The organism is Paenibacillus sp. FSL L8-0436 (assembly GCF_038593025.1).
GTDB lineage: Bacteria > Bacillota > Bacilli > Paenibacillales > Paenibacillaceae > Paenibacillus_AQ.
Genome location: NZ_CP151955.1, coordinates 3,434,761 through 3,446,975, shown reverse-complemented (window position 1 = coordinate 3,446,975; position 12,215 = coordinate 3,434,761). Strand labels below are relative to the sequence as shown.

Below are 12,215 nucleotides of genomic sequence, written 5' to 3'. Positions count from 1 at the left end.
TGCGGTATATACGAATTCATCCCTGTTTCTGCTTCTTCAAATCAGCACAGTACCTATCCCGGCATCGCATCCCTCACTTCACTTTAAACTTAAGACTGCCGAAAAATCAAAAGCCTGCTCTTTTGCAGTGGTCAGCCTAATCTCAATCATAAGTATTTATTGAGAATTGTACAGTCTTTTTCACCCCTCATTATTACATTTATGTGAAATATTGAACACTTGGGTAATCACCTTCGGTGTACATTGCTGAGCATATGAAAAGCCAACAAAAAACATTCGTTTTTGTTGGCCTGCTCGTCTTGTAAGGCTATATGGAGTTAAACTACTCAGTTTTGGATATAAGGTTTCAAACTCTGCAGCAATGTCTGCAGCTTCCCGGAGCACTCTTCATACATCTGTTTGGCTTCCTTTTTGTCGGTGGAAAGGCTGAACAGTTCCAGATCGGCTTCACATTTCTTCAGCAGTGCATATAGCTGGGGTTTATCCTGCGGCTTTGGCACCTGCACCTTGTCCGCATATAGATCCACAGTAAGTTCGCCATAGGAATCCACCTGGCCGAGAAATACATTTTCTGCGGTTAATCCCTGCTTTTCAAGCTGGCCCTGCAGCCAGCCTCGGGACAAATTCAGCGTATCCAAAGGTTCGTCCAAGATCTTGCCGTCCATAATGACGGCTTGAGTTTCCTTCTCAGGAGCCACTTTAATCCCCATATCTTTTGGTGTCAGTGCCTGATTCTCCCGGGTAAGCAGGACGTTAATCGCTCCATCCGATTCCATGATCGCAAATTCGACATCTGCCAATTTGAAGACATCCTTCTTCCGCAGCTCCTCCAGCAGTTCGTCAGTTGTTAAACGCTCTTTTTTCATATTTTCTTCCAGAATTTTACCGTCTTTGATCAGCACAGTTGACTTGAAGTCAATGAAATCCCTTGCCTTCTTGCTCTTGATTTGCAGAAACTCGATACCAAGGGAGAACGCCACCCAGACAATCAGCGAAATTATCCCCAAATGCCATGTTTTATCGGTATCGAGGGATATGTAAGCCGCCAAGCTACCTACTGTAATTCCAGTGATATATTCGAAAAAAGACAGCTGCGAAACTTGTCTCTTCCCCAGCAGCTTTGTCAAAAAGAAGAGCACAACCACCGCGAAAATTGTCCGCCAAATCACCTCAAGCCATTCCGGCATGATTACTACCTCCTAAGTTTAGAATCCCCGCATGTCAACATGCTCATTATTTGTTAAAGGACGCAGACCTAACCAAGAAATAATTTCTTGTTTAATCCAAAAGACCAATGCTTCGAATTAGAATTTATTTCCTGTATTTCTGCGTCTTCACCGGTGGATACTATGATTCGTTCAGTTTGCTAACTACCTAAAAGGAGGCAATATCTAATGACTGTATCCTCACAAGTGAAGACTTGCCTGTCATCGCTGAAAAGCGCGCAAGCGAGTCTGGAGCAATTCGCGCTGGAGACTCAAAACCAGCAGGCCAAAACCTTGTTCACAAGCGCAGCGGAACAAACGCAGCAAATTGTGCAGCAGGTTGAAGGCCGTGTAACCGAACTTGAACAAGAGGAGCCACAATACAAAGGCTTCTAGGATGTAATCTTTACTTGTAAACAAAAAGCAGCCGTATCTGCAGACATGTCTGCGGATACGGCTGCTTTACTTACATTAACACTTGTGCGACCACAGCAGGCGTATTCAGGTACGCCCAGCAATGCCACCTGCTTCTACCCAAGCTGCATATGCTTTGCAGAATGGTTCATGACCTCAGCAATTTCAAGCTTGCGGCCGGTCTTGGCACTTTCAAGGGCGCCGAATACCATCGCCATGCTGTAGCGGTTATCCCTGCAGTCTGTTTCAGCAGGACGCTGCTCGGAGAGCGAAAGGAACATCTCTTCCAGACAGCCATGGTGGAAGGTCTCACCCATCGAAACGGCCTGTGCTTCTACCTGCTCATAGTCACGGATGAACTTGCCGGACTGGTCACCGCCTGCGATTACTTCAGCATAAGGCATGCCTGCACCATCCCAGAGAATAACCCCTTGCTCCCCCTGAATCCGCCACGACGCTTCCCAAGAGGTGGGTGCACCTTCCGCACACCAGGACCCTTGGTAGCAAAACACAGAGCCATCCGACATTTCGAAGATACAAATAGCGGCAGCCTGGCCTTCATACCAGGAGCCGGGTGGATTAAATTCCTGGCAGTACACTGTAACCGGATCAGCTCCGCTGATAAAACGGGCCTGATCGAAGGTATGGATGGCCATATCCAGCAGGAGCGGACTGCTCATTACCTCGCGGAAACCGCCAAAATGGGGGGCGAGGAAGAAACTCGCTCCGATATAACCCGTCCGGCCGACCGTACCTGTTTCGACTAGCCCGCGCAGCGAGCGGATGCGCGGATCGTACCTGCGGTTCTGCATGACAGCATGTGTTCGTCCGGTGCGTTCCGACAACGCAACAATCTCATTGCACTCCTCCATCGTTTCAGCCAAGGGCTTCTCGCTGAACACGTCACATTCCAATTCAAGTGATGTACTTGCGATAGAATAATGACTGGACGGAACTGTGACGTCAAACACAAGGTTGGCACCCGTTTCTATAATTGCCTGCCGTATCTCCGTAAAGGCCGGAGTGGAAAGCCCATATTTCCCGGCCATAGCCTGTGCCGACTCCAGCTTGATATCTACAAGGGCGACGATTTCGACCTCCGGTCGTTTCAACGCATAGCTGATCCATTCATTGGCCATTCCTCCGCAGCCGGCAATCGCTACACGGTATTTTGCTGTCATTGGTAGTTCCCCGCTTTCTGTATTAGACCGGATTGGGTATAAAGCTGCCGCCGCGGCAGTGTTTCAAATAGTTCAGGGCATGAACTTGTCCGGTCATCTCCAGCTCATCACGATATACCGGGTCATGCCAGCCTTCAATGTCGATGGTACCTTTGTAACCGGCTTGGCGCAAAATCGTGATCACATCAGCCCAGTTCGTGTCTCCAAAACCCGGGGTCCGGTGCCATACATAAGGCTTCGGACCATGAATGCCGTATTCCTTGACAATATCCCAGGCGATTGTAGCATCCTTCCCATGGACATGAAATATTTTATCCGTCCACTTGCGCAGCTGCGGGAGCGGATCAATCAGCGCGACCATCTGGTGGCAGGGCTCCCACTCCAAGCCGAGGTTATCTGCCGGAACCGCGTTGAACATCTTTTCCCAGGCTGTAGGATTATGCGCAATATTCCAGTCTCCGGAGTCCCAATTGCCGCCCATCGAGCAGTTCTCAAATGCAATTCGCACCCCCCGGTCAGCCGCTCTCTTGGAAAGTTCCCCGAAGACCTGCGTGAATTTAGGTATTGATTCATCTATTGACTGCCCTGTCAGACGTCCTGTGAAACCGGATACCATATCGGTGCCGAAGAGATGGGCATGATCAATCAAACGTTCCCAGCTGGCCAGGGTATCCGCATTATCGCCGGCACCGGTTAGCGGGTTGCCGAATATGCCGACTGAGGAGATGACAAAATCATGCTCTGCAGCCAGTTCCCGCACACGCGCCGCGGTTTCTGTCAGATTCGTCTCTCCGGTGGTCTGCCAAAAGGTAAGACTGAAGGATTCAAATCCGTGTCCAATTATTTGAGGAATCACTCTTACAGCATCTCCCCCGCCAACCAGTGTTCCGATTCTCATTGTATCTTCCATCTTGTATATCACTCCAATATTGGTTTATAGTAAGTTCAGCAAATCAAGTATATAGCTCATTTGGTGTGAATTCTCGTCTTATCTTGTGTTAATATAGCTCAATATTGGGGGAGTTGAAAGAAGTCATGACTTATCCGAAGGAGCTTAAGGAATACCCGCAGCTCGAAGAGAAAACCTATCCGTTCCGCCTTTTTTTTAATGAGTGCCGGGAGGCTAAAGTGGAACAGAATATCCTTTTCTTGCATTGGCATGAGCATTTCGAAATCATTGTGATGCAGGAAGGCCATGCGATCTTTCATGTGGACAGCAAACCTTATGAAGCCGGGCCGGGTGATGTGATTATTGTTCCTTCAGGCGGTTTGCATGTCGGTTACAGTTTATACAGCGGAGATATTTCTTACGTATCCATCGTGTTCCATGCTTCACTGTTCAAAGACAGAAACCAGGATTCCCAGCATGAGCAATTCGTAGCACCCTATTTGAATAACCGGTTTCAGTTTCCGGTCAAACCCGCTGATCTGAACCCGGCTTGCTCCTGTTATTATCCCCTGCTGCAAGCCATCATTACCGAGGTTCGCGGTAAAGGCCCTGCTTTTCAACTGGTTGTGAAGAACCAATTGCATTTGTTCTTTACCCTGCTATCGCGCAGCTTTCCGCCGCAGCAATTGTCAGAGAGGCATCAGAGCGAGCGCCATTCCATTAACCGCGAACGCTTTAAACCGCTGCTGGAGTATCTGGAAGCTCATTTTGATGAGAAGATCTCGATTGAATGGGCTGCAAAGTTTGTCAATCTGAATCCTTATCATTTCTGTAAAACCTTCAAAAAGCTGACCGGACGTACCTTTATCGACTATGTGAACTTAAGCCGGATCCATGAAGCTGAACGTCTGCTGCTGGAGTCGGATTTGACCGTGACGGAAATTGCCGGCAAGGTGGGTTGCGACAACCCAAATTATTTCACCAAACTCTACAAGCAATACAAAGGGATTACTCCTTCCGGGGCGCGCAAATAGCTCACTCTTCCACCATAACACGTAAAATAGCACCGTTCCTGGGAAGCGAACGGTGCTGTTTCTTGAGCAGGAAGATCATAATTAGCTTTCCTTCATCTACAATGATGATTTATTGATAATTACATTTCGGATATTTCCACCCAGCGTCTCTGTTCAATAGAGCGTTCAACAGCTTCCAGAACAGCCTGACATTTTACTCCGTCATTGAAGTTTGGCTCCGGCTGGCGTCCTTCCGCAATGGAGGTGGAGAGCTCCAGCATCTCGTGGATAAACGTATGCTCGAACCCGATGGTATGGCCCGGCGGCCACCAGGCTTCGGCGTAATCATGGGCCGGGTCGGTGGCAAGCACACGCCGGAAGCCCTGTACATCCTCGTCGTCCGAGGTCAGGTACACCTCCAGCTCATTCATCCGTTCGAAATCGAATTTCACACTGCCCAGACTGCCGTTAATCTCAAAAGAATTGGTCGAACGGTGACCCGCAGCAAAACGAGTAGCTTCAAAGCTGCCTAAAGCACCACCTACAAACCGGGCCAGAAACAGTGTCGCATCGTCAACGGTCACTTCTCCTGTTGGGGCATCTTTGCTTGCCTTCGCACTTAAGCCAGTCATCTCAGCGGCTAGTGGACGCTCTTTGATAAAGGTCTCGCTCATACCGATTACTTCCTGCATATCGCCGACCAGGAAATGGGCAAGATCAATCAAGTGTGCTCCAAGATCACCATGCGAGCCGGAACCGGCAATCTCCTTCTGCAGTCTCCACACCAGCGGGAAATCCGGATCGATAATCCAGTCCTGCAGAAACCAGGCACGGAAATGATAGATCTTCCCGAGTCTTCCGCTCTCAATCAGCCGCTTCGCCAGCCTGACTGCCGGTGAGAACCGGTAATTGAAGCCGACCATATGAATAATGCCTGCATCCGTCGCAGCCTCCAGCATCTCACGGGAATCCGCAAGATTCAGCGCCAGCGGCTTTTCGCAGAAAATATGCTTGCCTGCTTTGGCTGCTGCCAGAGCAATTTCCTTATGGGCATTGCTGGGCGCGTTGATATCAATGAGGTCAATATCTTCCCTGGAGATGAGCTCTTTCCAGTCGGTCACACTATCAGTCCAGCCAAGCTGTAAAGCTGCTTCTTGCACCGCAGCGGTATTCCTCCCGCATATCATAGACATTTCCGGTCTCAGTGCCTGCGGAAAAAACATGGGAAGGCTGCGGTAGGCGTTGCTGTGGGCTTTGCCCATAAACTTGTAGCCGATCATTCCGATGCGAAGCTGTTTCATCTTATTCCTCCTTTGGTTCACTTTTCTTCAATGAAGTATAAACGACGAGTTCCGTGACCAATAACTTTGTAACCGCTTAATGTACACGCGTACATTCTTTCATGTCATTTCACATTCGTCAACCTGAAATTTCTTTCACCCTTTAGTACTTCCCCCAAATCGGTTCGCCGCTTTGGGCATCAATGTATCTCAATTTACAGTTGACGAATTCACTAGAAAGCTCAGACCGTGGAATAGTAACAAGTTCATAAATCAGCCGGTATACCGGCCGCTCCGCGTTAGAAACCTTAATCCATTTAAGCTTGACATCCATATTTCGCTTATAGATTTCTAAGGCTACCTCGGGTGTTAGAAGCGGGGCAAGCCTGTGTTCAGCCAACTGTTGGAGCATCTCGCAAGAGACGCCGGAATAAAGGCAGGTATTCCCGGTTGCTGTGCTGATACTAATCGTTACCCGCTCTCCGTTAACCGGGATGTCGCCAATGTAGACAGGCAAAAAGAAAAACTCACGGCTGCGGGGTTCATCCTCCAGGTCATCCTTATCAACTTCCAGCCGCAGATAGGAAGCATAGTCCGGGAACACCTCACGCAGAAACCGTTCCGCTTTAACCCAGCATTGCTGCCGGATCAGGGGAGCAAGAGGCTGCTCCTTTCCCGGATCATCCCGATGAAAGCGGAGCAAGGTTCCTGTAGTCTTTTCGATCTGCAGCTTAAACGGAGATTCCAGATTCCTGAGCTTGTCTCCCCACCTATACTTCATATATCCGTCTACAGAGAGTGCTGCCTGCTCAGGTTCATCTTCCAGTTCATCTATATGCTTGTACTGCAACATAATACGTTCGCCATCGTCTGAAGACTTCTCAAGCTCGTATAGCTCCGGATTTATGCCAAGCAGCTGCTCCCAGTCAGCAATGCTGCGGTTTGCACCCGTTTTAGCTTCTTCCGGCCCACTTCCCGCGGTTTCTGCCGGCCCTTCATCGGCTTTGAGCGAATGAATTGATGGCAAAGCGTAATGTTCAGGTCCGAAACAGTCCCTTCCGCTTACAGCATCAATAAATCGCATAAACGGAGCCGGATTATATACCATCCGATACTCATCTTCTGTGCCGGGCACATCGTAAATGGAAGGAGATAATGCTGTGATTTGCAGCTCCATATGGGTGTGACACAGCAATTGTTCTTTTACTGCACCCTCGTTAACGAGGACGGCAGGCCATTCCGGTCTTGGAGCTGATTTAAGATGATGACGGTAACGGATAATGCCCAGCCCTTGATCCAGCGTCACCTCACAACCTGTGTCTGGGAGAGGCAGGCCACCGACTTCTTCTCTGTACGTAATTTGTCTTCTGCTGTCATCCGTATGAATCCAAGTCAAACCAGCCGCGTCCGGTGCATGCTTGCCCACAAAGGCATCTGCGATTTTCCTCGCTTCCTCCCCCATGCCCTTGGGATCTTCCCTGTCATTGGTTTCCTCATTAGGTTCCATATCTACATTCAGGTCCATCAGACAACCGGTAGCCAAATCCAGAGAGATCTCAAGGGTCCATTCCTTGTTCTCCGGGTCTTCCCAGATAAAAGAGCGATTGACCGCATTCCGCGTTGGCGTGCTGTCTTCCATCACCAAACGGTAATGCTGGGGAATTGCGACAATGTTCATTGCTTGCGTGCGCAGTCTATCAAAGTTTGCTTCCATTTCAACCTCCAGCCCATTGAGTTACTCCGAATAATCTTTCAGCCAAACCTGTACATGCTTCAAAAAACGCCGGGTTGCCGGTGATGCATACTTCATAGAATGAACGGCAATACCAAGTGAACGAAAACTGCGCTCCTCCAGCTCCAGCATAGCTACATTATGATTCTGGCGCGAGATGACCATTTCAGGGAGAACACTGATGCCGAGACCATTTTCCACCATAGCAATGATGGCATAATCATCTCCGGCCGTGAATTTGATATTCGGCTGGATTCCCGCCCGCTCAAATACACGCCTGGCATCATAATCCGATCCGGCCTTCTGGATAATAAAATCCTCATAGGCCATTTGCGCAAGCGGCATATAGGGTGCTTTGCTCAAGGGATGGTCTTGGTAGAGGATGGCCAGCATCCGGTCCTGTTTCAGGGGAAACACCTCAAATTTATCCCGGGTGGGGAGTGAAATAAAACCGCAGTCAACGACTCCAGCTTCAATCCACTGCTCAATCTCCAGATAGCCGCCCTCCATCAGCTTGAATTCAATATAAGGGTATTCCTTGCGGAACTCTTTAATCATCCCCGGCAGCCAATGCACAGACACACTGGTAAACGTGCCAATCGTAATCGTCCCCGTTTCCAGCCCGTGAATGTCAGCAACCTGCTGCTTCAACTGCTCATTCCATTTCAGGATCTCACGGATAGGCTGCACTACCTGCTCACCGTTGACCGTTAATTTGACACCCGAGCGGTTTCTTACCAGCAGCGAAAAGTCGAATTCCATCTCCAGGCTGCTGATGGTATGACTGATCCCGGACTGGGTAAAGCCCAGAACCTCAGCGGCTTTGGTCAGGCTGCCCAACTCCACAACCTTCAGAAACACCTCATATTTAGTGATGCTCAAGGACTCCGGCCCCCTTCTTAACTTACATGAATTTTCCTCATGCTTCCTATGATAAACATTCAGTTACCTTATGTAATAAGCCATATTATACTATAATCACTTGACGTAAAGAAGGATGATGACGAGATGAAGCCGCTTAAGGCTGAGCTAATGCTCATTGTAGTAACAATGTTCTGGGGTTCCTCCTACATCTTCATGAAGATGGGACTGGATACACTGGGGGAATTTAATCTGATTGCACTGCGTTTCGGCCTTGCTTTTGTGCTGGCGGCCATTTTGTTTCACAAGCGTCTACGCAGAATAGACCTTAGAACCTTGAAATATGGAGCACTGCTCGGATTCCTGCTGCTGGTGGTATTCACCTGCATCACCTTCGGACTGAAGACAACTACTACCTCCAATGCCGGATTTCTGGTCGCTTTGACCGTTATTTTTGTTCCACTGATCGATGTGCTTGTTTTCAGAAAAAGAGTCGCTCCCCCGCAGATCTTTGGCGCTGTGCTGGCCATTTCGGGGATCGGGCTTCTGACCTTAAATTCCTCGCTGCATGTGCAGCCGGGTGACCTGCTGTGCATCCTGTCAGCAGTATTTTATGCTGTGCAGATCCTTGTCACCGGCAAAGCGGTGAAAACCTGCGACTCCTTGAATATCGGCATTTTGCAGTTAGGTTTTGCCGGTGGGTACGCCCTTGTGCTGTCTGCTGTCTTCGAGACACCGTCATTGCCGTCTTCCATGCCAGGCTGGATTGCCATTCTTGCGCTTGGCATTCTCTGCAGCGCCTGCGGCTTTATCTTACAGCCGGTAGCCCAGAAATACACTACTCCGACACGCACCGGCCTGATCTTCTCCCTTGAGCCTGTGTTTGCTGCCTTTTTCGGCTTCTGGTTTGCCGGGGAGCAGCTGTCCATGCAAGGTTACACCGGGGCAGCGCTAGTGCTGCTGGGGATCGTCGCCTCCGAACTGCTGGGGAAAATGCCGCTGAACGCCAACATGAACCGAATGCCGAGAAAAAGCAGGGCGGATTTGTGAAGCGGTCATGCCTATGGAGGCTTTGCGTAGGGATTTCGGATTTTTCGTAGATCATCCCAGCTTGTTATTCTACATTAAAGGTAAAGTACTGTTTCGGAAAAGGCTCTTTAATCAGCGTAAAATGCCACCACTCTTTGCTGTACGGCTTAAACCCGTGTTTCACCATTGTATCTTTCAAAAGCTTGCGGTTGGCATGCTGCTTGGCGCTGACCAGTGAGGTATTATAATAGGAGATCTCGCCGAAAAAATCATACGGGCTGCCCATATCGACCAGGGCACCCGTTTTTTTGTCGGCGAGCGACAGATCAATCGTACTGCCTCTGGAATGTCCCGACTTTTTGGCGATAAAACCAAGCTTGAACAGATTCTTTTTGTCCAGCTTCGGATAATACTGCAGCTTCATCTTAATGTCTCCGGCATCCTGCGACCAGCGGACAAAATGATTAACTGCTTTTTGCGGACGGTAAGCATCATATATTCTAAGAATGTATCCTTTTCGCTCCAAATCGTCACTAACCTCCTTCAATGCCGCCGACGCCGTTTTTGAGAAGATCGCCAGAGGAGCTTTGTACCCGTCAACCCGTGTACCGGTAAAATTATTATCGCTATAATATCGAATTTCATATTGTGCGGTTGGAATGATCTCATCCAGATAAACAAAACCACTGGGCAGGTTATTCTTCTTCTGGGTGCTAACTTGCTGTGCTAATTCGCCTGCCTTCTGTCCAGGTTCATCTGCCGCTGTTGCAGAGCTTTCGGTGTTGCCTGAGGTCATCCCCAAGATCAGCAAGAGCATGATCGCCGTCAGCCATTTGCCTGTCCTATGCTGCTTCATAATTAAGATAAAGCTCCTTCCTTCCCCCAGTTCGGGTCCAAGTACGTATTAGTAAACTCATAATCCCTCCCGTATAGTACGTGATTCAGGTTCAGCAGGTGTGATATCCTTGCGCCGGTAGATGCCCATAAGCAGTCCAAGCGCCGCATATTCAATGAGAACATGGCCGCCATAGCTCATGAACGGAAATGGAATGCTGGTCAGAATCATTTTGCCGCTTAGCACCAGCAGACCGTAGAACAGCCCCATAGCAAGTATGAGTGACAGAGCAATAATAACACTCTTGCCATAATAATCCTTCACTGCATGAATTGAAGAGAAGAGCTTGATTAAAAACCAAAGAATGATACCCAGCAGCACCAGCCCGCCGCCCCAGCCGAAGCAGTATACCAGATAAGCAGGGAGCATATCTGAATATGCATAGGGCAGCCTCCCGAATTCAGCACCGAAGCCATGTCCGCTCCAGCCTGCTGAACCAATGACCTCATTCAGGGTCTTATAGACAAATCCACTGGACTCCGGATTGATATTGTAATTGATTGCACCCAGAATCCGGTCTCTCATCTGTTGATTATTCCACGCATACCGGAGGCCTGCCGCTAGAAAAAAACCACCGATCAACGTCGAACGCAACCAGACCCCGGAAAGCCAAGTATACAATATCAGAGAACAGACCAAATACAGCAACAACACAGGTATGGGGCCGGCAATGATGTAGGCCGCTGCTGGTCCAAGGAGAATAACTAACTCCGGGAGCAAATTACGCTTAGTTCCCAGCTTGCCATCCGCTTTAAATTTTGAGAAGATGCCTGCCAGCGCAACCAGCACAATATATGGACTATAGGAGACCAGGTTGATCACGATTCCCCCAAAAGCCAAAAAATAAGTCCGGCTCCCGTTCGCATAGATGCCCCATTTCAAACTTGCGATTATCCCTGCTATTGAAAAGATGTACAGCAGCCAGGACAGCTTTTGAAGCCTGCGAAAATCACAAAAGTAGAGCAAGGTCATCAACATTATCCCCAATAGCATAAAGACTGACTGTCTATACAGCAAGCTTTCATGAATTCTGGTCTCCAGCGGGTTGGCATCCACAGAACTCATCCCCAGCAATCCAATCGCAGAGAACAACAGCAGAGCTCCCAGCAAACCCCATGGAGTTTTTGGTTTATGAATATGATGAAGATCCTTTCCCACAGCTTTCGGATCACCCATTTGCGCAACCGCCAAAACTTCTGCTTCTGCTTTGGATGCACCAAGACTTTCCTGCTCAAGCATCAGATCGTCCAAATGGCTGCTAAGCTCGCTGCGGATCTCGGCATGCATTTTCTTGGCTTTGACTTCACCGCATACGTTGTCCAAATACTGCTCCAGCCCACTTTTCGACTCCACTATGCTCCACCCTCCCCAAGTACAGTATCCACCGCTCTTTTAAATAAACGCCACTCGGACTGCTTCTCCTTCAGCTTCTCCGCGCCTTCCTTCAAAATCCGGTAATATTTGCGCTTCCGCCCCTCAACCTCTACCCAGTAAGACTCTACCCAGCGCTCACTTTCCATCGCATGGAGAATGGGATACAGTGTACCTTCTTTTAAGGAAAATACACCTTCGGAACGTTGCTCCAGCTCCTTGATCAGCTCATATCCGTACTGCGGCTTGTCCAGTAGAAGCGTTAGAATCAACGTCCCTGTGCTGCCCTTCAGCATTTCTTTGCTGACTTTCATTTTGTTAACACTCCCTTCAGGATTCAATTAG

Annotated in this window: 12 protein-coding genes; 3 read left to right on the top strand and 9 right to left on the bottom strand. The window is 49.0% G+C overall.

Features of this window, described 5'->3' with window-relative positions; all coding sequences use genetic code 11:
- Window positions 1–326: 326 nt before the first annotated feature.
- Entirely contained in the window at window positions 327–1,187 is an 861-nt protein-coding gene (locus tag NSS79_RS15915; protein ID WP_342440091.1) for a DUF421 domain-containing protein, read from the bottom strand.
- Window positions 1,188–1,394: 207 nt separating this feature from the next.
- Between NSS79_RS15915 and NSS79_RS15910 the strand changes: the two genes are divergently transcribed.
- A complete protein-coding gene (locus NSS79_RS15910) occupies window positions 1,395–1,601 on the top strand; it encodes a DUF1657 domain-containing protein (protein WP_342440090.1) in 207 nt (68 codons plus the stop codon).
- A gap of 134 nt (window positions 1,602–1,735) precedes the next feature.
- Here the strand turns inward: NSS79_RS15910 and NSS79_RS15905 are convergent, their stop codons facing one another.
- Both NSS79_RS15905 and NSS79_RS15900 read right to left on the bottom strand, forming a co-directional pair.
- Window positions 1,736–2,800 (bottom strand): Gfo/Idh/MocA family oxidoreductase, encoded by a 1,065-nt coding sequence (locus NSS79_RS15905; RefSeq protein WP_342440089.1) that lies wholly within the window; start codon window positions 2,798–2,800, stop codon window positions 1,736–1,738.
- A 22-nt stretch (window positions 2,801–2,822) separates the two neighbouring features.
- Complete coding sequence (locus NSS79_RS15900; protein ID WP_342440088.1) at window positions 2,823–3,710, bottom strand: sugar phosphate isomerase/epimerase; 888 nt, start codon at window positions 3,708–3,710, stop codon at window positions 2,823–2,825.
- Between the two features lie 125 nt (window positions 3,711–3,835).
- On the opposite strand from NSS79_RS15900, the gene NSS79_RS15895 reads away from it, so the two are divergent.
- On the top strand, window positions 3,836–4,723 hold the full coding sequence (locus tag NSS79_RS15895) for an AraC family transcriptional regulator (protein ID WP_342440087.1): 888 nt from the start codon (window positions 3,836–3,838) through the stop codon (window positions 4,721–4,723).
- Window positions 4,724–4,842: 119 nt separating this feature from the next.
- Here the strand turns inward: NSS79_RS15895 and NSS79_RS15890 are convergent, their stop codons facing one another.
- From NSS79_RS15890 to NSS79_RS15880, 3 genes are all read right to left on the bottom strand, one after another.
- Window positions 4,843–6,003: a Gfo/Idh/MocA family oxidoreductase gene (locus NSS79_RS15890; protein ID WP_342440086.1), complete on the bottom strand. Its 1,161-nt coding sequence runs from the start codon at window positions 6,001–6,003 to the stop codon at window positions 4,843–4,845.
- Window positions 6,004–6,145: 142 nt separating this feature from the next.
- Entirely contained in the window at window positions 6,146–7,696 is a 1,551-nt protein-coding gene (locus NSS79_RS15885; protein ID WP_342440085.1) for a YcdB/YcdC domain-containing protein, read from the bottom strand.
- 21 nt (window positions 7,697–7,717) lie between these two features.
- On the bottom strand, window positions 7,718–8,596 hold the full coding sequence (locus NSS79_RS15880) for a LysR family transcriptional regulator (RefSeq protein ID WP_342440084.1): 879 nt from the start codon (window positions 8,594–8,596) through the stop codon (window positions 7,718–7,720).
- A 126-nt stretch (window positions 8,597–8,722) separates the two neighbouring features.
- On the opposite strand from NSS79_RS15880, the gene NSS79_RS15875 reads away from it, so the two are divergent.
- Window positions 8,723–9,625 carry a DMT family transporter gene (locus tag NSS79_RS15875; RefSeq protein WP_342440083.1) on the top strand — a complete coding sequence of 301 codons (903 nt, stop codon included), beginning with the start codon at window positions 8,723–8,725 and terminating at the stop codon, window positions 9,623–9,625.
- Between the two features lie 64 nt (window positions 9,626–9,689).
- On the opposite strand, the gene NSS79_RS15870 is transcribed toward NSS79_RS15875, so the two are convergent.
- The 3 genes from NSS79_RS15870 to NSS79_RS15860 are packed head-to-tail and all read right to left on the bottom strand — an operon-like array spanning window position 9,690 to window position 12,184.
- Window positions 9,690–10,460 (bottom strand): M15 family metallopeptidase, encoded by a 771-nt coding sequence (locus NSS79_RS15870; protein ID WP_342440082.1) that lies wholly within the window; start codon window positions 10,458–10,460, stop codon window positions 9,690–9,692.
- A gap of 57 nt (window positions 10,461–10,517) precedes the next feature.
- A complete protein-coding gene (locus NSS79_RS15865; RefSeq protein WP_342440081.1) occupies window positions 10,518–11,852 on the bottom strand; it encodes an FtsW/RodA/SpoVE family cell cycle protein in 1,335 nt (444 codons plus the stop codon).
- Window positions 11,852–12,184, bottom strand: coding sequence for a PadR family transcriptional regulator (locus NSS79_RS15860; protein WP_342440080.1), 333 nt, complete (start codon window positions 12,182–12,184; stop codon window positions 11,852–11,854). Before NSS79_RS15860 ends, NSS79_RS15865 begins: the two co-directional genes overlap by 1 nt.
- Between the last annotated feature and the right edge of the window lie 31 nt (window positions 12,185–12,215).

Coding starts and splice junctions, on each gene's coding strand:
- NSS79_RS15890 (WP_342440086.1), bottom strand. CDS start 6,003: ATGAAACAGCTTCGCATCGGAATGATCGGCTACAAGTTTATGGGCAAA.
- NSS79_RS15910 (WP_342440090.1), top strand. CDS start 1,395: ATGACTGTATCCTCACAAGTGAAGACTTGCCTGTCATCGCTGAAAAGC.
- NSS79_RS15870 (WP_342440082.1), bottom strand. CDS start 10,460: ATGAAGCAGCATAGGACAGGCAAATGGCTGACGGCGATCATGCTCTTG.
- NSS79_RS15875 (WP_342440083.1), top strand. CDS start 8,723: ATGAAGCCGCTTAAGGCTGAGCTAATGCTCATTGTAGTAACAATGTTC.
- NSS79_RS15915 (WP_342440091.1), bottom strand. CDS start 1,187: ATGCCGGAATGGCTTGAGGTGATTTGGCGGACAATTTTCGCGGTGGTT.
- NSS79_RS15905 (WP_342440089.1), bottom strand. CDS start 2,800: ATGACAGCAAAATACCGTGTAGCGATTGCCGGCTGCGGAGGAATGGCC.
- NSS79_RS15885 (WP_342440085.1), bottom strand. CDS start 7,696: ATGGAAGCAAACTTTGATAGACTGCGCACGCAAGCAATGAACATTGTC.
- NSS79_RS15895 (WP_342440087.1), top strand. CDS start 3,836: ATGACTTATCCGAAGGAGCTTAAGGAATACCCGCAGCTCGAAGAGAAA.
- NSS79_RS15860 (WP_342440080.1), bottom strand. CDS start 12,184: ATGAAAGTCAGCAAAGAAATGCTGAAGGGCAGCACAGGGACGTTGATT.
- NSS79_RS15900 (WP_342440088.1), bottom strand. CDS start 3,710: ATGGAAGATACAATGAGAATCGGAACACTGGTTGGCGGGGGAGATGCT.